The organism is Serratia sp. ME47, from assembly GCF_903970925.1.
Taxonomy (GTDB): domain Bacteria; phylum Pseudomonadota; class Gammaproteobacteria; order Enterobacterales; family Enterobacteriaceae; genus Serratia; species Serratia ureilytica.
Map to the genome: position 1 here is coordinate 22,628 of NZ_CAJCKE010000005.1, position 18,109 is coordinate 40,736.

Sequence of the window (18,109 nt, forward strand, 5' to 3'; positions counted from 1 at the left end):
TTTAAACAATGCCGGTCAGGTAGAACACGCCGATCACGAACAGCACCGCGGCGCTCTTGATCAGGGTGATGGCGAAGATGCCGCCATAGGCCTGCCGGTGGCTAAGGCCGGTGATCGCCAGCAGGGTGATCACCGCGCCGTTGTGCGGCAAGGTGTCCATGCCGCCGCTGGCCATCGAGGCCACCCGGTGCAGCACCTCCAACGGAATGTGCGCCGCATGGGCGGCGGCCACGAAGTTATCGGCCATCGCCGCCAGCGCGATGCTCATGCCGCCGGAGGCCGAGCCGGTGATGCCGGCCAGCAGGGTGACGCTGATCGCTTCGTTCAGCAGCGGATTGGGGATCGCCGACAGCGCCTGCGACAGCACCAAAAAGCCCGGCAGCGCGGCGATCACCGCGCCGAAGCCGTATTCGGAGGCGGTGTTCATCGCCGCCAGAATTGCGCCGCCGACCGCCGTCTTGCTGCCTTCCGCCAGCCGCCCGCGAATATTGCCAAAGCCGAACGCCACCACCAGCAGAATCCCCGACACCAGCGCCGCTTCCACCGCCCAGATGGCGGTGATCTTCGCCACATCGGTGGTGATGGGCTTGGCCAGCCCCGGCAGCGTCAGCTCGTGGCTGGCGCCGTACCACTGCGGGATCCAATGGGTGAAGGCAAGGTTGAATACCCCGACCAAAATCAGCGGCAGGATGGCGATCAGCGGGTTCGGCAGGTTGATATCGTCCGGGGTTTCCGGTTCGTTCAGCAGCTCGGTGCCGTACCCTTCGCCTTTCAGCTGCGCCTTGCGCCGCTGGCGTTCAAGATACAGCAGGCCGACCGCGATGATGAACAGCGAGCCGATCAGCCCCAGCCAGGGCGCGGCCCAGGCGTTGGTGCCGAAGAAGCTGGTCGGGATGATGTTTTGGATCTGCGGCGTGCCGGGCAAGGCGTCCATGGTGAAGGAGAAGGCGCCGAGCGCCACGGTGGCCGGGATCAGCCGCTTGGGGATGCCGCTCTGGCGGAACAGCTCGGCGGCGAACGGATAAACCGCGAACGCCACCACGAACAACGACACCCCGCCGTAGGTCAGCAGCGCGCACACCAGCACGATCACCGGAATGGCGTGGCGCCGGCCGAGAATGCGGATCGCCGCCGCGACGATCGAACGGGAGAAGCCGGACAGCTCGATCAGCTTGCCGAACACCGCCCCCAGCAGGAACACCGGGAAGTAGAGCTTCACGAAGCCAACCATCTTCTCCATAAACAGCCCGGTGAAGGTCGGCGCCACCGCGCCGGGGTCGGTCAACAGCACCGCGCCCAGCGCGGCTATCGGGGCGAACAAAATCACGCTGTAGCCGCGGTAGGCGGCCAGCATCAGTAATCCCAGTGCTGCCAGGGCAATCAAAACGCTCATCAGGCACCTCGCTATCGTTGTTATTGTCAGGTACGGCGTGCGAAATTACGGTTTCAGCGCAAAGCGCAGCTGATGCGCCCGTCGCCGTTGAATGCGTTCCCTGCGCGCTTCATCCCAAAGATAAAATCCCCGGCCGCTGCGCTGGCCGATATCGCCGCGCTGCAGCCGCTGTTCCACCAGCGCCGTCATCTCGTCGCCGGTCGCCAGTTCCGGGAACAGGTGGCGGGCGATGTCCGCCACCGTCGCCAGCCCGGTCATGTCGGCGGCCTCCAGCGGGCCGACCATGGCGTAGCGCCGCCCCAGCGAGGCGCGCATCACCTGATCCACCACCTCGGCGCTGGCGATGCCGCTGTGGACGATGTGCAGCGCCTCACGCAGCACCGCAAACTGCAGCCGATTGCCGACAAACCCCGGCGCTGCGCGTTCCAGCAGCACCGCCTCCAGCGCCATCTCGCCGAGCAGCGCCTGCACCGCCGCCAGATGGCGCGGCTCGGTGGCGCTGCCGGGCACGATCTCCACCAGCGGGATCAGGTGCGGCGGGTGCCAAAAGTGGGCGATCAGCAGCCGCTGCGGATGGGTCATGCGCGCCGCCAGCTCGTCCGGCGGCAAGCCGCTGGTGTTGCTGGCAATCACCGCGTCGTCAGCGATCAGCCCTTCCAACTGCTCATACAGCGCGTGCTTCAGCTCGAGCCGTTCCGGGATCGCCTCGATAAGCAGCCGGGCGTGCGCTACCGCGTTCAGATCGCCGGTCACGCGCAGCCGCGCCAGCGCCGCTTCGCGTTCGTCGCGATCAAACTGCCCGACGTCGCTCAGCTCGGCCAGAATACCGCTCGCCACTGCCGACGCTTCCTCCCGGCGCTGCGGATCCGGTTCATACAGCAGCACCTCATGGCCGTGGCGAATAAAGTGGGTGGCGATGCCCACCCCCATAAGCCCGGCGCCCAGTACCGCATAGTCAGATGACTGCATCGTGCCTTCCTCGGTTGTTTACGGGCGCTCTACCGCCAGCGCCACGCCCTGCCCGCCGCCGATGCACAGCATCGCCAGCCCCTTGTTCACCTCGCGGCGCTGCATTTCGTACAGCAGCGACACCAAAATGCGGCAGCCGGACGCGCCGATCGGATGCCCCAGCGCGATCGCTCCGCCGTTGACGTTCACCCGCTCCGCCTCCCAGCCCAGTTCTTTGCCCACCGCCAGCGCCTGCGCGGCGAAGGCTTCGTTGGCTTCGATCAGATCGACCTCCTCCAGCCGCCAACCGGCTTTTTCCAGGCAGCGGCGCGCGGCCGGCGCCGGGCCGATGCCCATGATCGCCGGATCGACGCCCGACGAGGCGTAACCGGCGATGCGCGCCAGCACCGGCAAACGCAGCGCGGCGGCTTTTTCCGCGCTCATCAGCAGCACCACGGCGGCGCCGTCGTTGAGCGACGAGGCGTTGCCGGCGGTCACCGTGCCCTCTTTGCGAAACGCCGGGCGCAGCCGCGTCAGCGCCTCCAGGCTGGTGTCGCGCGGCTGTTCGTCGCGCTCTACCCGCAGCGCTTCGCCCTTCGGCTGCGGCACCGTCACCGGCGTGATCTCCTGCGCGAAACGCCCGGCCTGCTGCGCCGCCTGCGCCTTCTGCTGCGAGCGCAGGGCGAACCTGTCTTGTTCTTCTCTGCTGATGGCATATTTCTCCGCCAGGTTCTCGGCGGTGATACCCATGTGATAGTCGTTGAACGCGTCCCACAGGCCATCGTGGATCACGCTGTCCACCATCTGCGCGTGACCGAGACGCAGACCGGCGCGCGCGCCGGCCATCAGGTAAGGCGACCGGCTCATGCTCTCCTGGCCGCCGGCGATCACCGCGTCGGCGTCACCGCTGCGGATCGCCTGCACCGCCAGATGCACCGCCTTCAAACCGGAGCCGCACACCTTGTTGATGGTCAGCGCCGGCGTCGTCACGGGCAGCCCGGCGTTCAGCGCGGTCTGGCGCGCCGGATTCTGCCCGCAGCCGGCGGTCAGCACCTGGCCGAGGATCACTTCATCGATCTGCTGCGGCGCCACGCCGCTTTGCGCCAGCAGCCCCTGCACCGCCGCCGTGCCCAGTTCCACCGCCGTCAGCGGCGCCAGCGCGCCGTGAAAACTGCCGACCGGCGTGCGCGTCGCCGCCACGATCACCACTTCACGTTGTTGCACATTCACCTCCCGTTTCAGAAACGCATTTCCGGCACTTGCTCCGGCACGATCAGCCGGCCGGCGGTTTTGGCGACAATCTCCGCCACGCTGACGCCCGGCGCGCGTTCGCGCAGCACGAAAGCGCCGTCTTCAATTTCCAGATAGGCCAGATCGGTCAATACCTTGCGGATGCAGTTGGCGCCGGTCAGCGGCAGCGTGCAGCGCGGCAGCAGCTTGGACTCGCCGCCCTTCGCTGCGTGGGTCATCACCACGATGATGTTCTCCGCCCCCGCCACCAGATCCATCGCGCCGCCCATGCCCTTGACCATCTTGCCGGGGATCATCCACGAGGCGATGTTGCCCTCGACGTCCACTTCAAACGCCCCCAGCACGGTCAGATCGACATGGCCGCCGCGGATCATGGCGAACGACTGCGCCGAATCGAAGATCGACGCGCCGAGGCGCGCGGTGACCGTCTGCTTGCCGGCGTTGATCATGTCGGCGTCCAGCTGTTGCTCGGTCGGGAACTCGCCCATCCCCAGCAGGCCGTTTTCCGACTGCAGCATCACGTCCATGCCCGCCGGCACGTAGTTGGCCACCAGCGTCGGGATGCCGATGCCCAGGTTGACGTAGTAACCGTCCCTCAGCTCTTGCGCCACGCGCTGCGCCATTTGTTCACGGGTAAGCATGCGAATTCTCCTTATGCCCGCAGGGTGCGTTGTTCGATACGCTTTTCGAAGGTGCCCTGGATCAGCCGATCGACATAGATGCCGGGGGTGTGGATCGCCGCCGGATCCAGCTCGCCCGGCGCGACGATCTCTTCCACTTCCACCACCGTGATGCGCCCGGCGGTCGCCATCAGCGGATTGAAGTTCTGCGCGGTGTGGCGGTAGATGACGTTGCCGAAGTGATCGGCCTTCCAGCCTTTCACGATGGCGAAATCGCCGGTGATGGCGGTTTCCATGATGTAGGGGCGGCCGTTGAACTCGCGCACCTCTTTGCCTTCGGCGATCGGCGTGCCGTAACCGGTGGCGGTGAAGAATGCCGGGATGCCGGCGCCGCCGGCGCGGATCTTCTCCGCCAGCGTGCCCTGCGGCGTGAGATCCACCTCCAGCTCGCCGCTGAGCGCCTGCTGCTCGAACAGCGCGTTTTCGCCGACGTAAGATCCCACCACCTTGCGGATCTGATGGGTTTCCAGCAGCCGCCCGAGGCCGAACCCATCGACGCCGCAGTTGTTGGAAACCACCGTCAACCCGCGCACGCCACGCCGGCGGATCTCTTCGATCAGATTCTCCGGGATGCCGCACAGGCCAAAGCCGCCCGCCAGCACCGTCATGTTGTCCGTCAGGCCTGCCAGCGCTTCCTGGTAGCTGCCGACGCGTTTGTCGAGCCCTGCCATATCGTTGCCCCTGCATGTTGCGGCGCAGGGCGAAATGCCCTGGCTTACGTGAGGGCATCTTCAGGTCACAAAAATGATTTGTTAATTTTGTTTTTATGCCGCATTCATTTAGAATTTTTATTAATCACCCGTTAACCGAAAATTAACAAAGAGTTAACGCCAACCAAAATGAAAATGAGCATCAAACAGTTACGCGCGTTTTTAGCGGTAGCTCACACTCTGAATTTCGCCCAGGCCAGCGAGCGGCTGAATATTTCTCAGCCGGCGCTCAGCCTGGCGATCCGTGGGCTGGAAGACGCGCTGGGCGGGCCGCTGCTGCTGCGCACCACCCGCCGGGTGACGCTGGCGCCGGAAGGAGAAACCTTCTTCCCGATGGCGCGCCAGCTGCTGGCGGATTGGGACAACGCGGAAGAGGCGATGCGTCAGCGCTTCACCCTGCAGATGGGCAAGGTGGCGATCGCCGCCATGCCGTCGTTCGCCGGCAACCCGCTGCCGCCGATACTCAAGGCGTTTCGCGATCGTTATGCCGGCATCAACGTGGCGGTGCACGACGTCATCAACGAACAGGTGTTTGAAATGATCCGCGAAGGCCGGGTGGAGATGGGCATCGCCTTCGAGCCGGAGCCGAGCGACACCCTGCACTTCACCCCGCTGTGCCGCGATCGCTTTCTGGCGGTGGTGCCGAAGGATTCGGCGCTGGCGCGCAAGGCTCAGGTGAGCTGGAAGGAGCTGCTGACGCTGGATTTCATCACCCTGCAGCGGCCATCGGCGGTGCGGCTGCTGCTGGAGCAGGAACTGGCCCGCAGCGGGCGAACGCTGGAGGTGGCGTTTGAGAGTCACCAGTTGGTGACGGTCGGGCGCATGGTGGCCAACGGCCTCGGCGCCAGCGCGGTGCCGGCGCTGTGCGAGCAACAGATGGATGAGCTGGGGGCGGTCTGCGTGCCGCTGATCGGCCCGATCATCGAACGGCGCGTGGGCCTGATCCGCCTGGCGCAGCACCAACTCTCTTCCGCCGCGCAGGCGCTGGCGACGGTAATCGAACGGGAGATGGCGGGGAGTGGCGGGCAGCCTGTGCTTAAACCGTAAACCCGACGTGCTTGCCGCCCGGCAGTTCAATGTCCAGGCGCAGCGTGCCGCCCATCGCTTCCACGTAGCCACCAACTACAGCGGCATTATTGGGCCAGACATCAAAAAACGTTATGAATGGGTATTGCGAGCTTTCCTGAACAATCCAAAGAACCGGAACACCTTGCTATGACAAAACTTTATCTCTCTTTACTGTGCGCACTGCTACTGAACGGCTGCCAATCCACTCAGCCCTGGTACCATCCGTTGGATGTCTCGCTCAAAGACAACCAACCTTGCTTTGCCGTGCCCATCAACAGCGTTCGCAGCGGCGACAGCCTGCAAAACAGGGGAGTGATCGTCTCACGACAGGAACAACAGCAATGGCATATCGTCTGGGCCTCACCAGAAGTCACTCCGTTGCCCGACCTGAAACCGGGACAATGCGCCACTTATCCGCAGGTAAACTGGGCTGCGGGAGAATACTCGGTCTTGCTCGGCGTCTCGATGAATAACGACACGGAAAGGCGTAAATACATGAAAGAATTCAACTTAATAATTAATCCCAAGGGAGAAATACAGCTACAGTAAGGAGACTGGGATTATTTATTCCCCCTCCACCGCCTGCACCGCCGCCTTCTGCGTGGCGCGCTGATATAAGCACAGCTCCCTGCCCGGCTGGTTTTTCATAAACGGCTGCGGGTAGCGGCCGCCGATAAACAGCGCCGAATAGCCGACGTCATCACCGTAGTGAATAATATCCCCTTCCACCCTGGCGTTTTTTAGCCCGCTGGCTTTCAGGCAGGCGGCGCGCATCGCCCGTTCGCTCTCGGCCCACGCCTGTGGGGAAGACGCGGTGGCGTGGAACGCGGCCAGCGCGGCGATAAGCAACCCTATTCTCTTCATCGTTATCTCTCCTTCTACGGCCCGTCTCGCCAGTATAGACCGTGCCGCCCCGGCCAACCCGCCGCGCTCTTTACGGCATTTTTATTCCGCGCCCCGTTAACGTTACGGCGTTTTTACAGACAGTTTTTGCCGCCGCAGATACCCTTTTCACATCGCCGCTATGGCCTCACAAGAGAGTTGTCTCATGCGTTTATCCCTGCCTCTGGCCGTGACCGGTCTTCGTTCTGGAGCGCGCCATGCATTCTAATATCATCGGGTTCAATCCTCTGCTGGCAGAGCTGCCCGCATCGCCGACGCGCACCTTCCGCAAAGAGCTGGAACACTACCTGCAGCGCTATCCGGATACCGAACAGCTGGATATTTATCTGCACGATCTGAACGGCCAGCTGCGCGGCAAGCGCCTGCCGATCGCCGAAGCCTTTGGCCTGGAAAAAGGCTGCTACTTCCCGCTGTCGATCTACGCCCTGGATCTGCACGGCCGGGTGATTGAAGAAAGCGGGCTGGGGCAACGGGCGGGCGAGCCGGATCGGCTGTGCCTGCCGGTGCCCGGCACGCTGCGCCCCTGCGCGCGCGATCCCGAACGCCACGCCCAGCTGCTGCTGACGATGCAAAACGCCGACGGCGACGCCTGCGAGCTGGAGCCGCGTGTGGTGCTGCAACGGGTGCTGAAGCGCCTGCACGAGCGCAACTGCTTCCCGGTGGTGGCGGCCGAACTGGAGTTCTACCTGCAGGATCCGCAGCGCCCCGCCGAGGCGGAAGCCTGCCCGACGCAGAGCTTCGCGGTGGATGCGCCCGAGCGCCACCATGCGCTGCTGAGCGACATCGAACGGCACGCGCGGCTGCAAAGCCTGCCGCTGACCGGCGTGGTGGCCGAAGCCGCTTCCGGCCAGTACGAGCTGAACCTGCATCACAGCCGGCGCGTGCTGGAAGCCTGCGACCAGATCATGGCGCTGAAGCGCCTGACGCGGCAGATTGCCGAGCAACATCACCAGCACGCCTGCTTTATGGCCAAGCCCTGCGCCCATGCCGCCGGCAGCGGGCTGCATTTTCACATCAGCCTGCAGAACGAGCACGGCGAGAACCTGCTGACCGGCGCGCCGGGCGAACTGAGCGACAACATGCAGCAGGCGATGGCGGGCATGCTGGCGCTGATGCCGGCGTCGATGGCGATCCTGGCGCCCAACATCAACGCGTTTCGCCGCTTTCGCCCCGGCATGCACGTGCCGCTGCGCGCCTCCTGGGGCCACAACAATCGCACGGTGGCGCTGCGCCTGCCCTGCGCCGACAGCGCCAACCAGCGCATCGAATACCGCCTGGCCGGCGCCGACGCCAACCCCTATCTGGCGCTGGCGGTGATGCTCGGCGGCCTGCTGCACGGGCTGGAACACCCGCTGCCGCTGCCGCCCGCCGCCAACGGCTGCGAGAGCGACAACGCCGCGCCCTTGCCGCTCGGCCAGCAGGAGGCGCTGGCGCTGTTCCGCCACAGCGATCCGCTGCGCGAACTGCTCGGCCCGGCGTTCTGCACCCTGTGGCTCACCTGCAAAAGCGCCGAACTGCGCCGCTTCGAGGAACAGGTCACCGCCGCCGAACTCGGCTGGATGCTGTAACCGCCCACTGATTCGTTAACCTAAGGATAATCATGAATATGCAACCGCAACGGGCGCCCGCACAGCCGCTGCTCTGCTGGCGCAAAGGCGTTTTTCATATCAGCACCGATCGGCAGTTGTTGGATATCGACGCGATCCAGCGTTTTCTCAGCCTGCAGGATCGAGCGGCGGCGGAGCGCCTGGCGCGCCACGGCCTGTGCTTTGGCCTGTATCGCAAACGCCACCAGCTCGGCTTCGCCCGCATGGTAACCGATTACGCCACCTTCGCCTCGGTGAGCGAACTGTTCGTCAGCGCCGAATACCGCGGCGTCGGGCTGGGAAGCTGGCTGACGCGCTGCTGCCTGGCGCATCCGGCGTTGCGCGGCCTGCGCGTCACGCTGCCCGCGCTGCAAGCGCCCTGGCGCGCCGACTGCGCGGCGCACGCCCCGCGCGCCCTTCACTGATAAGGAGACCCCCATGTCTCGTTTGGTGCTGATTTCCAACAAGCAGTGCGACGGCAAGGATCTGGCCTGCGCCGGCCGGACGCTGGCGGCCGACGCAGAACCGGGGCTGTGGCTCGGCTGGAACGGCGACGTACAGAATTTCGCGCAGCGCCCGATCCACTGCCGCCAAGACGCCGGTTACGATCAGGTGACCTTCCCGCTGTCGATCGAAGAGTTCCGCCGCCACTATCAGGGCTACTACCACGACGGCCTGTGGCCGGTGTTCCACAACCAGCCGGAGAAGGCGCACTTCACGCCGGAAAACTACCGCGCCTACCGGCAGCTGAATCGCCGTTTCGCCGATATCGCCTGCGAACACCTGTGCCCGGGCGACATCGTCTGCATCGACGATTACCAACTGCTGCCCTGCGCCCAGGCGCTGAAGGAACAGGGGCTGCTGAACGACTGCGCGTTCTTTTTCCATCTGCCGTTCCCGTCGGCGGCGCTGCTGCGGCGCATCCCGGAACATCGCCAGCTGATCGCTTCGCTGTTGTTCTACGATCTGATCGGCTTTACCACCACCGACGATCGCAACGCCTTTCTCAACTGCCTGGCGGCCGAGTTTCCGCTGGAGATGCTGCCCGACGACCAGATCCAGGCCAACGGGCATCTCTTCGCCACCGGCATTTTCCCCGCCGGCATCAACGGCAGGCAGGTTTATTAATGTTACGGCGCGCGGTATTCAGGCGCGCCGTTTTATTTCGCCGCGATTTATTTTCACCGCATTTACTGCCATCAAAATAGGTTATTTTATTTTCTGAATATAGCGATTAAAAAATGAATATTCATCCTGTTACATATCAACCGTAAAAACCGCGCGCCGCCAATTGCTTTTTATTAGCAAAACACATTACCCTCTCCGTGCCATATTTAAACCGAGGAGGGCCCTATGGGCGATGAAAGTTTTAGTTTTACGCTAATGCTATTGGGCACCTTTCAGTAATGCCATCCACGTTGCATTCTGAAAGATACGGAATGCGGCAACCGCTCCCCTTCTGACGGCCTTTCCCGCTCTGCCTGCCCGCCCATCGCCTCGCTGCGAAAATAACGTTTGTCTCAACCGCTGTGGCGGTATTTATCTGATGTCGCCGGGCCTATTACCCGAGCGCCGACGGATTTCTTATGGGAAAAATAAGGTATTGCGTTATGCAAAATAACCGGGGTACATCTGTTTTCAGAAAGTCTTATTTAAATGACTTTATCGTTATCGCCATCGGCGTTTTCTTCATTGCCTTTTTTATTCGCGCGTGGGGCGACATGCACGGCGACTTCAATGAACAAAACGTCTCTGCCATTAGTCTCGATGCCTGGAACCTGCTTTATTATTCGCTCAGAACCAGCATGCGTTTTCTCCTCGGCATGGCCTGGTCGCTGCTGTTTTCTGTGGTGTTCGCCGTGCTGGCCGCGCGCTATGCGCCGCTGCGCCGGGTGATCCTGCCCTTCGTCAACTTTATGGAGTCGGTGCCGCTGGTGGGGTTCCTGACCTTCACGACCGTGTACTTTCTCAACCTCTACCCACACAGCGTGATGGGGCTGGAGTGCACCGCCATCTTCGCGGTGTTTACCGGCCAGGCCTGGAACATGATGCTGACGCTGTATCAGACGCTGCGCATCGTGCCCAAGGAGCTGGACGAAGCCGCCCGCAGCTTCAATTACAACCCGTGGCAACGTTTCTGGCGGCTGGAATTCATCTATTCGGTGCCGGGCCTGCTGTGGAACGCCATGGTGTCGCAATCCGCCGCCTGGTTCGCCCTGGTGGCCTCCGAAGCCATTCCGGTCGGCGATCGCTCGGTCGAACTGCCCGGCGTCGGCTCCTATATCGCCGAAGCGCTGGCGCAGCAGAACGTGCCGGCGATCCTGTATGCGATCGTCGCGCTGGCCGCCAACATCGTGCTGCTCGATCAGCTGGTTTTCCGCCCGCTGGTGCGTTACACCGCCCGCTTCAAATACGAAGACGTCACCGCCAATCGGGCGCTCGGCAATCCGTGGTTCTACAACAGTCTGGCCTTTTCGCACGTCGGCGCGGCGCTCGGCCGCACGCTGCGCGCGCTGGCTGATCTGTGGCTGTTCAAGCTGCCGCGGCTGTGGTACGCCCTCGGCCTGCACCGCCTGTTTCGCCTCGCCGCCAAAGGCAATTGGCTGTGGCGCAGCCTGTGGTATCTCGGCGTGGTGCTGGCCTGCGTCTGGTTCGGTTACCGGCTGTGGGAATACTTCCCCAAACAGTACTTCGCCATGCTGCCGGAGTGGATGCTGCTCACCACCGCGCGCGTGGCCGCGGCCATGCTGCTCAGCGTGGCGATCTTCACGCCGCTGGGGGTGTGGATCGGCCTGAATCCGCGCCTGGTGAAGATCTTCCAGCCGATCATCCAGATCCTGGCGGCCATTCCGCCCAACATTTTCTACCCGCTGATCGCCGCCTTCATCGCCATTTATCATCAGGATCTCGGCTGGTGGGCCATACCGATGATCATGCTGGGCACCCAGTGGTACGTATTGTTCAACGTGATCGCCGGCGTTTCCGCCATTCCGACGCAGATCACCGAGGTCAGCGAAACCTTCGGGCTGCGCCGTTTCCGCTGGTGGCGCTACTACATGCTGCCGGCGATCTTCCCCTACATCGTGACCGGCATCATCTCCGCCGCCGGCGGCGCCTGGAACAGCGCCATCGCCGCCGAAGTGATCCAGTGGGGCAGCACCACCCTCAGCGCCACCGGGCTGGGCGCGTTTATTTCCGTCGTCACCGACGCCGGCAAGAACCCGGAGTCCGCACTGGGCTGCGCCGCGATGTGCGCGCTGGTGGCGCTGTGCATCATCTTCGTCTGGCAACCGCTGTATCGCATCGCGGAAACCAAATTCAAATATGACTGATCAAGGGGGAACAACATGCTGACTCAAGACGTGATTATCAGCGCCCGTCGGTTGAACAAGACGTTTATCGGCGAAAACAAGCGCCCCCCCCCCGTGCTGCGCGACGTGTCGCTGACCGTGCACGCCGGCGAGTTCGTCACCATTCTGGGGCAATCCGGTTCGGGTAAGTCCACGCTGCTGCGCATGCTGGCCGGGCTGATCCCGCCGGACAGCGGCACGCTCACCCTGGCGGGCAAACCGGTCTGCGGCCCGAGCGCCAACGCCGGCATGGTGTTTCAATCCTACGCGCTCTACCCCTGGCTGACGGTGTACGACAACATCGCCTTCGGCCTGCTGGCGCAAAAGCTGCCGCCGCAGACGATCGCCGAGCGGCTGGAGGCGCTGCTGCGCCTGGTGGGGCTGAGCGGCTATGAGCACGCCTGGCCGCGCGAGCTGTCGGGCGGCATGCGCCAACGGGTGGGCTTCGCCCGGGCGTTGGCGGTAGAGCCCGATGTCTTGCTGCTGGACGAGCCCTTCTCCGCCCTCGATATCTTTACCGCGCAAAAACTGCGCAGCGATCTGCTGGCGCTGTGGGGAGACAACCGGCTGCGCACGCGCGCCATGGTGATGGTGACGCACGACGTCGAAGAGGCGGTGCTGATGTCCGATCGGGTGCTGATCCTGGACGCGACCAGCAAACGGATCGATGACGAATTCAGCATCAATATTCCCCGCGCGGCGCGCAACCGGGACAGCCTGCGGCACCTCACCGATCGGATCCGCAGCTGCCTGTACAAAAAAATCGCGCGGGCGCAACCGGCCGGATAAGGCCGCATTTTCGTTAACTCAGGGTAGTGAAATGAAACATAAAAGCTTACTGATGGCGCTGGTCATCCTGATGCCGGCGGCCGCCGCCGGGGCAGAAATCATCAACAAAGACGGCAATAAACTGGATCTGTACGGCCAACTGAACGGGGTGCATTACTTCAGCAGCGATGCCGACAATAACGGCGATCGCTCCTACACCCGTTTCGGTTTCAAAGGCGAGACGCAGATCGCCGACGGGCTGACAGGGTATGGCCAATGGGAATATCAGGCGGGGCTCGATCAGCCGGAAAGCGCCGGGCCGGGCAATAGCTATACCCGGCTGGGCTTCGCCGGGCTGACGTTCGGCCGCTGGGGCAGCCTGGACTACGGCCGCAACTACGGCCTGCTGTATGACGTGGCCGGCTGGACGGACGTGCTGCCCGAATTCGGCAACGACAGCTACGAAGCGGCCGACAACTTCATGACTGGCCGTGCCAACGGCCTGCTGACCTACCACACCCGCAGCCTGGGCGGGCTGTTGGACGGTCTGGATCTCGGCCTGCAATATCAGGGGAAGAATCGGGGGGACGACGCTCTGCGGGCGAAGGATATTCAGACGCAAAACGGCGATGGCTACGCCTTTTCCGCCACCTACGACACCGGCGTGGGGCTAAACTTTGGCGCCGCCTACGCCAACTCTGCGCGCACCCTGGCGCAGCAGCGCTTCGGCCTGGCTGACGGCGATCGCGCCCGGGCCTGGACGCTGGGGCTGAAATACGACCTGGACAACCTCTACCTGGCGGCCAGCTATGCGCGCACCGAAAACATGACCTATGTCGACGGCGATCGCTACGCCGGCTTCGCCCCCCGCGCGGACGCCGTCGAGGCGGTCGCGCAGTATCACTTCGATTCCGGCGTCACGCCCTCGGTGGCCTACCTGCAAACGCGCGGCCGTAACCTGCCCGGCATCGGCGACGCCGATCTGGTCAAATACCTGGATCTGGCGCTGAACTACAGCTTCAACGCCAATATGTCGACCTACGTGGAGTACAAGCTCAACCTGCTGCAACGGCAGAACGCCGTCGGCGCCGGCGCCGACGACATTGTCGAAACCGGCATCATGTATCAGTTCTGACCCGATACCGGCCGCAGCGCGCGCTGCGGCCGGTTCATTATTTGTCTTGCGCCCGCCCTGTTATTCTCTCGTTTAATTCAGGTTTATATTTCCATAAAATAGCGCCTATATTCATTCTCATGATTTTCGTTGACGCCCCGTTTAATAAATAAAGAAAAACTTTCCCGTATTCATATTAAATTACATTTTGCCGAGATAATTCCGCCTAACCACATTGAATCACAGGCAATATCACGCGTATTATGGCCACACGAAAAATAACGGGGAAATGATATGGACGGCGACAGTTGGTTGTTTATTTTATTGTTGGAATCGCTGAGGTCACAGGAGCAATAGTCATCCCATTGCATCCTGAAAGTGTCAGGATATGCGTCAGTTACCACATCCCTTCGCTTTACCCCTTCAGCGCATGGCCTCCGCGCACGCCGCTCCGGCGCGCCTGACAGGCTAATCCTTCCAGCATACGCTTATTAACAGGCCGATAACGCTCAGGCTTATTTGCGCTCGCATTTATTTTACCCCTGCGCGGCGATAACTATCGGCCATTTTTCCATGCTCATATTTTTAATTGAGTGGAGAAACATCATGATGGTAAAAAAAACCACGCTGCTGACGGTTAATAACGTCAGCAAAAGCGTTCAGCCTACCGGTAAAGAAAAACGCCTGGTGCTGAATGAAATCAACCTGCGCCTCTACGATAACGAGGTCGTCAGCATTTTGGGGCAGTCCGGCTCGGGCAAGTCCACCCTGCTGCGCATACTTTCCGGCCTGATCGCGCCGGATCTGGGCACCGTGATGCTGGGGGATAAAAAAGTCTCGGGGCCGAATCCGCAGATCAACATGGTGTTCCAGACCTTCGCCATTTTCCCGTGGCTGAACGTCTACCAAAATATCGCCTTCGGGCTGCAGGCGCAGGATCTGCCGCCGCAGGTGGTCGAAACCCAGACGCTGAAAATGCTCGATCTGGTCGGGCTCGCGCCCTACCGCGACGCCTACCCGCGCGAGCTTTCCGGCGGCATGCGCCAGCGGGTCGGCTTTGCGCGCGCGCTGGCGGTAGAACCGATGCTGCTGTTGCTGGATGAGCCGTTTTCCGCGCTGGACGTCTATACCGGCGAACACCTGCGCAGCGATCTGCTGCGCATCTGGAGCACGCGCCAGATCAAAACCCGCTCCATCGTGCTGGTGACCCACAGCGTAGAGGAAGCGGTGATGATGTCTGATCGCATCCTCCTGCTGGGCGCCGGCACCCTCGACGGCTGCTATCACATCGCGCAGCGCCGCGAGACGCGCACCCGCGAGGGGATGCAGCCGCTGACGGACAAAATCAGCGAGACGCTCAGCCGGCAGATCGCCGCCGCGCACTGAGCGCCGCCCTGGCCTGGCGGGACGGATCCCGCCAACTTAACTACCTGTTTATCAAGAGTCACCCCGCCACGGGTGGCTCATGATAAGCGGATAATACATCGAGTTATTATCATGCATTTCATTCATACACTGCTGACGCTGCTGACCGCGTCCGTCCTGGGCGCCGCCATCGGCTACGAAAGACAATTCCGCCAGCGCACCGCCGGGCTGCGTACCAATACGCTGGTGGCCACCAGCGCGGCGATCTTCGTCCACCTGGCCATGACCATCGACGGCAGCGGCGGCGCGGTGCGCGTCATCTCCTACGTGGTCTCCGGCGTCGGCTTTCTCGGCGCCGGGGCCATCATGAAAGAAGGGATGAACATCCGCGGCCTGAACACCGCCGCCACGCTCTGGGGCTCCGCAGCGGTCGGCGCCTGCGCCGGCTGCGGCCTGTACGGCGATGCGCTGGCCGCCACGCTGTTCGTGCTCGCCGCCAACACCCTGCTGCGCCCTCTGGTCAATATGGTCAACAAACAGCCCTTCAATGACGTTAACGGCGAATCCACCTACCAGATTTGCGTCATTGCCTTCGAGCATGAACAGCGTGAAGCGCTGGCCAAATTCAAACAGGTGCTGCAAGGAGAAAACTGCTTTATCTCGCATCTGGATATCGAACCCTTTGGCGACGACGACGTGGAGATCACCGCCACGCTGATGCCGGCCTCCGTCACCACGCCGGTGCTCGACCAGACCATCAATAAACTGCTGAACGACAGCATGATGAAACAGGCCTATTACAGCCGCATCGCCGGCTCCGGCTAATGCCGTTCACTTCCAGGGAGATCCACCATGAAAACCATGCCAAAACTGGCTCATCTGACGATGTTCAAAGACATCGTTCACTGCGGAAGTTTGCACGATGCCGCGAAAAAACTGGCCGTCTCGCAACCGACGCTCAGCCGGGTGCTCAAAGAGCTGGAAATGTCCATCGGCGCGCGGTTGCTGGAGCGCAGCAACCGCGGCGTGCGCCTGACGGCGGTCGGCGAGCTGTTTTACCGGCGGATAGACGCCGCCACCAATCAGTTGCTCAGCGCGTTTGACGAGCTGCGCGGCATGAGCGCCGGCGGCGAGAAGCGCCTGCGGGTGGGGATGAGCGTCGATCCGCTGCTGTGCTACCTGCCCCAGGTGCTCGAAGGCTTCAACCGCCGCTACCCGCATACCCGGGTGACGGTGGTGGAAGACGGCCCGGAAGGCCTGCTCGCCCGGCTGAGAAACTGCGAGCTGGATTTGGCGGTCAGCAGCCTGAACGGCGCGGCGGGCGGCGCCGATCTGGCCATGCAGGCGCTGAAGAGCGAGCGCTTCTCGCTCTATCAAGGGGGCGACCTGACCGCCGCCGGGCAGCCGCCGGCCGAAGCCAAATGGGTGGTGCCGCGCTCCTGCTCGGTGGGGCACGCCGCCATCCGCGAGATCGCCGAGCGTTACACGCCGCACGGCCAGATCGTCGAGACCGACTCCTTTCTGGCGACCTGGTGCCTGGTCAGGCAGCAGGGCTATATCGCGCTGCTGAGCGATCGGGTCGTCGCGCACTACGCCCCGCAGCTGCACCTGCAGAAAATCCCGACGCAGGGGATCGACATCAGCGCGCGCTTTTATGTCTTTACCCGCCATGAGCCGGCCACGCCGCCGCTCAGCGCCGCCTTTATCCACCTGCTGCAAACCCTGCAAACGGGTTGAACGCTCAGGCCGCCGCCCGCTGGCGCTCCAGTTCGCGCACCAGCGGGATCACTTCACGGCCGAAGTACTCCACCTCTTCCTGGAAGTGCAGAAACGCCAGCAACAGCAGATCCACCCCGGCGTCTTTCAACGCGATTATGCGCTCGGCGATCTGCTGCGGCGTGCCGATCAGGTTGGTTTTAAAGCCGTCGTTATACTGCACCAAATCTTCGAAGGTGGACTTGGCCCAGTTGCCCTCGCCCTCGGGCGAGGCCGCCCCGGCGTTTTTCACCTCGTGCCCGAAGCCCTGCACCGCCTCCGGGTTGGCGTGATCGATGATCTCCTGCAGCACCGCCTGCGCCGCCTGTTCGCTCTCGCGGGCGATGACAAAACCGTTCACCCCCACCTTCACCCGATGGTGATTGGCCTGCGCCTTGCTCTGGATGTCCTCCACCTGCCGGCGAATGCCCTCCACGCTGTTGCCGTTGGTGAAATACCAGTCCGAGACCCGCGCCGCCATGTCGCGCGCCGCGCGTGAGCTGCCGCCCTGGAAAATTTCCGGCAACGGCGCCAGCGGCTTCGGCTTCAGCGAGTAGTCGCGGAAACGGTAGAAATCGCCGGCGAAGGTGAAGCTGGGCTCAGTCCAGATGCCGCGCAGGCAGCGGATAAACTCTTCCGAGCGCAGGTAGCGCTCCTCATGATCCAGCCATGGCTCGCCGATGGCCTTGAACTCGCCGCGGAACCAGCCGCTGACAATGTTCACCGCGATGCGCGCGTTGGAAAGATGGCTGATGGTGGCGATCTGTTTGGCCGCCAGCGTGGGGTTCCACGGCCCCGGCAGCAGCGCGGCGATCACTTTCAGCTTTTCGGTGGCGTCCAGCAGAGCCTGTGAGAACGACACCGATTCGTGCTGGTTCTCCGCGCCGTAACCGGCGGTGAAGCGGATCTGGGTAAGCGCGTAGTCGAAACCGGCGCGCTCGGCGATCTGCGCCAGCTTGCGGTTATAACCGATGTCCCAACCGGTGCGCTGCGGGATATTGCTGATCACCAGGCCGCCGGAAACGTTCGGCACCCAGTAGGCGAACTGAATCGGCTGCTGCGAGTGGTTTGCTGCTGACATGCTTCTCTCCCTCTGACCGTCGGCGCCGTTATGCGGCGCGCATATAACCATTATTGATTTCCAAATATTGAAAACCTTGTTTTGGTTATAAATCCGATAGCAGGATGCGTGCCAATCGCCACGTTAAGGCATCTGGC

The 18,109-nt window shown here is 62.8% G+C and carries 19 protein-coding genes; 12 read left to right on the forward strand and 7 right to left on the reverse strand.

The window, feature by feature from the left end; genetic code table 11:
- Position 1: 1 nt before the first annotated feature.
- The 5 genes from H7A77_RS07320 to H7A77_RS07340 are packed head-to-tail and all read right to left on the reverse strand — an operon-like array spanning position 2 to position 4,943.
- Positions 2 to 1,396 carry a GntP family permease gene (locus H7A77_RS07320; RefSeq protein ID WP_206192867.1) on the reverse strand — a complete coding sequence of 465 codons (1,395 nt, stop codon included), beginning with the start codon at positions 1,394 to 1,396 and terminating at the stop codon, positions 2 to 4.
- Positions 1,397 to 1,438: 42 nt separating this feature from the next.
- Positions 1,439 to 2,362 (reverse strand): 3-hydroxyacyl-CoA dehydrogenase family protein, encoded by a 924-nt coding sequence (locus tag H7A77_RS07325; RefSeq protein WP_182073991.1) that lies wholly within the window; start codon positions 2,360 to 2,362, stop codon positions 1,439 to 1,441.
- Between the two features lie 18 nt (positions 2,363 to 2,380).
- Positions 2,381 to 3,565 (reverse strand): acetyl-CoA C-acetyltransferase, encoded by a 1,185-nt coding sequence (locus H7A77_RS07330; RefSeq protein ID WP_089192656.1) that lies wholly within the window; start codon positions 3,563 to 3,565, stop codon positions 2,381 to 2,383.
- A 14-nt stretch (positions 3,566 to 3,579) separates the two neighbouring features.
- A complete protein-coding gene (locus H7A77_RS07335; protein ID WP_025305151.1) occupies positions 3,580 to 4,233 on the reverse strand; it encodes a CoA transferase subunit B in 654 nt (217 codons plus the stop codon).
- 11 nt (positions 4,234 to 4,244) lie between these two features.
- Positions 4,245 to 4,943 carry a CoA transferase subunit A gene (locus tag H7A77_RS07340; protein ID WP_004933280.1) on the reverse strand — a complete coding sequence of 233 codons (699 nt, stop codon included), beginning with the start codon at positions 4,941 to 4,943 and terminating at the stop codon, positions 4,245 to 4,247.
- 168 nt (positions 4,944 to 5,111) lie between these two features.
- Here H7A77_RS07340 and H7A77_RS07345 point away from each other — a divergent pair, with 168 nt between their 5' ends.
- From H7A77_RS07345 to H7A77_RS07355, 3 genes are read left to right on the forward strand one after another with little or no spacing between them, the layout of a single operon-like run.
- Positions 5,112 to 6,029: a LysR family transcriptional regulator gene (locus H7A77_RS07345; RefSeq protein WP_182073992.1), complete on the forward strand. Its 918-nt coding sequence runs from the start codon at positions 5,112 to 5,114 to the stop codon at positions 6,027 to 6,029.
- Positions 6,001 to 6,201, forward strand: coding sequence for a hypothetical protein (locus H7A77_RS07350; protein ID WP_182073993.1), 201 nt, complete (start codon positions 6,001 to 6,003; stop codon positions 6,199 to 6,201). Before H7A77_RS07345 ends, H7A77_RS07350 begins: the two co-directional genes overlap by 29 nt.
- The gene (locus H7A77_RS07355; RefSeq protein ID WP_033651398.1) at positions 6,198 to 6,599 is read left to right on the forward strand and encodes a putative T6SS immunity periplasmic lipoprotein; all 402 of its coding nucleotides are present in this window, start codon (positions 6,198 to 6,200) and stop codon (positions 6,597 to 6,599) included. Before H7A77_RS07350 ends, H7A77_RS07355 begins: the two co-directional genes overlap by 4 nt.
- Before the next feature lie 15 nt (positions 6,600 to 6,614).
- Here the strand turns inward: H7A77_RS07355 and H7A77_RS07360 are convergent, their stop codons facing one another.
- Positions 6,615 to 6,914 carry a hypothetical protein gene (locus H7A77_RS07360; protein WP_182073994.1) on the reverse strand — a complete coding sequence of 100 codons (300 nt, stop codon included), beginning with the start codon at positions 6,912 to 6,914 and terminating at the stop codon, positions 6,615 to 6,617.
- Positions 6,915 to 7,150: 236 nt separating this feature from the next.
- Between H7A77_RS07360 and H7A77_RS07365 the strand changes: the two genes are divergently transcribed.
- The 9 genes from H7A77_RS07365 to H7A77_RS07405 all read left to right on the forward strand — a co-directional run bounded on the left by H7A77_RS07365 (position 7,151) and on the right by H7A77_RS07405 (position 16,873).
- Entirely contained in the window at positions 7,151 to 8,521 is a 1,371-nt protein-coding gene (locus H7A77_RS07365; protein WP_122016555.1) for a glutamine synthetase family protein, read from the forward strand.
- A gap of 32 nt (positions 8,522 to 8,553) precedes the next feature.
- Entirely contained in the window at positions 8,554 to 8,964 is a 411-nt protein-coding gene (locus tag H7A77_RS07370) for a GNAT family N-acetyltransferase (RefSeq protein WP_047025147.1), read from the forward strand.
- A 13-nt stretch (positions 8,965 to 8,977) separates the two neighbouring features.
- Positions 8,978 to 9,667 (forward strand): trehalose-6-phosphate synthase, encoded by a 690-nt coding sequence (locus tag H7A77_RS07375; RefSeq protein ID WP_033641725.1) that lies wholly within the window; start codon positions 8,978 to 8,980, stop codon positions 9,665 to 9,667.
- 482 nt (positions 9,668 to 10,149) lie between these two features.
- Positions 10,150 to 11,871, forward strand: coding sequence for an ABC transporter permease subunit (locus H7A77_RS07380; protein ID WP_033641724.1), 1,722 nt, complete (start codon positions 10,150 to 10,152; stop codon positions 11,869 to 11,871).
- A 15-nt stretch (positions 11,872 to 11,886) separates the two neighbouring features.
- Entirely contained in the window at positions 11,887 to 12,678 is a 792-nt protein-coding gene (locus H7A77_RS07385; protein WP_182073995.1) for an ABC transporter ATP-binding protein, read from the forward strand.
- Between the two features lie 31 nt (positions 12,679 to 12,709).
- Positions 12,710 to 13,792, forward strand: a complete 1,083-nt coding sequence (locus H7A77_RS07390) for a porin (RefSeq protein ID WP_072626657.1) — start codon at positions 12,710 to 12,712, stop codon at positions 13,790 to 13,792.
- A gap of 585 nt (positions 13,793 to 14,377) precedes the next feature.
- Positions 14,378 to 15,157: an ABC transporter ATP-binding protein gene (locus H7A77_RS07395; protein WP_033641721.1), complete on the forward strand. Its 780-nt coding sequence runs from the start codon at positions 14,378 to 14,380 to the stop codon at positions 15,155 to 15,157.
- Positions 15,158 to 15,268: 111 nt separating this feature from the next.
- Positions 15,269 to 15,961 carry an MgtC/SapB family protein gene (locus H7A77_RS07400; RefSeq protein ID WP_019453282.1) on the forward strand — a complete coding sequence of 231 codons (693 nt, stop codon included), beginning with the start codon at positions 15,269 to 15,271 and terminating at the stop codon, positions 15,959 to 15,961.
- A gap of 27 nt (positions 15,962 to 15,988) precedes the next feature.
- Positions 15,989 to 16,873 (forward strand): LysR family transcriptional regulator, encoded by an 885-nt coding sequence (locus tag H7A77_RS07405; RefSeq protein WP_033641720.1) that lies wholly within the window; start codon positions 15,989 to 15,991, stop codon positions 16,871 to 16,873.
- A 4-nt stretch (positions 16,874 to 16,877) separates the two neighbouring features.
- Here H7A77_RS07405 and sfnG read toward each other — a convergent pair whose 3' ends face one another.
- Positions 16,878 to 17,972, reverse strand: a complete 1,095-nt coding sequence (sfnG, locus tag H7A77_RS07410) for a dimethylsulfone monooxygenase SfnG (RefSeq protein WP_025305137.1) — start codon at positions 17,970 to 17,972, stop codon at positions 16,878 to 16,880.
- Positions 17,973 to 18,109 lie beyond the last annotated feature (137 nt).

Coding starts and splice junctions, on each gene's coding strand:
- H7A77_RS07325 (WP_182073991.1), bottom strand. CDS start 2,362: ATGCAGTCATCTGACTATGCGGTACTGGGCGCCGGGCTTATGGGGGTG.
- H7A77_RS07355 (WP_033651398.1), top strand. CDS start 6,198: ATGACAAAACTTTATCTCTCTTTACTGTGCGCACTGCTACTGAACGGC.
- H7A77_RS07405 (WP_033641720.1), top strand. CDS start 15,989: ATGAAAACCATGCCAAAACTGGCTCATCTGACGATGTTCAAAGACATC.
- H7A77_RS07335 (WP_025305151.1), bottom strand. CDS start 4,233: ATGCTTACCCGTGAACAAATGGCGCAGCGCGTGGCGCAAGAGCTGAGG.
- H7A77_RS07390 (WP_072626657.1), top strand. CDS start 12,710: ATGAAACATAAAAGCTTACTGATGGCGCTGGTCATCCTGATGCCGGCG.
- H7A77_RS07370 (WP_047025147.1), top strand. CDS start 8,554: ATGAATATGCAACCGCAACGGGCGCCCGCACAGCCGCTGCTCTGCTGG.
- H7A77_RS07375 (WP_033641725.1), top strand. CDS start 8,978: ATGTCTCGTTTGGTGCTGATTTCCAACAAGCAGTGCGACGGCAAGGAT.
- H7A77_RS07365 (WP_122016555.1), top strand. CDS start 7,151: ATGCATTCTAATATCATCGGGTTCAATCCTCTGCTGGCAGAGCTGCCC.
- H7A77_RS07360 (WP_182073994.1), bottom strand. CDS start 6,914: ATGAAGAGAATAGGGTTGCTTATCGCCGCGCTGGCCGCGTTCCACGCC.
- H7A77_RS07395 (WP_033641721.1), top strand. CDS start 14,378: ATGATGGTAAAAAAAACCACGCTGCTGACGGTTAATAACGTCAGCAAA.
- H7A77_RS07400 (WP_019453282.1), top strand. CDS start 15,269: ATGCATTTCATTCATACACTGCTGACGCTGCTGACCGCGTCCGTCCTG.
- H7A77_RS07385 (WP_182073995.1), top strand. CDS start 11,887: ATGCTGACTCAAGACGTGATTATCAGCGCCCGTCGGTTGAACAAGACG.
- H7A77_RS07345 (WP_182073992.1), top strand. CDS start 5,112: ATGAAAATGAGCATCAAACAGTTACGCGCGTTTTTAGCGGTAGCTCAC.
- sfnG (WP_025305137.1), bottom strand. CDS start 17,972: ATGTCAGCAGCAAACCACTCGCAGCAGCCGATTCAGTTCGCCTACTGG.
- H7A77_RS07380 (WP_033641724.1), top strand. CDS start 10,150: ATGCAAAATAACCGGGGTACATCTGTTTTCAGAAAGTCTTATTTAAAT.
- H7A77_RS07340 (WP_004933280.1), bottom strand. CDS start 4,943: ATGGCAGGGCTCGACAAACGCGTCGGCAGCTACCAGGAAGCGCTGGCA.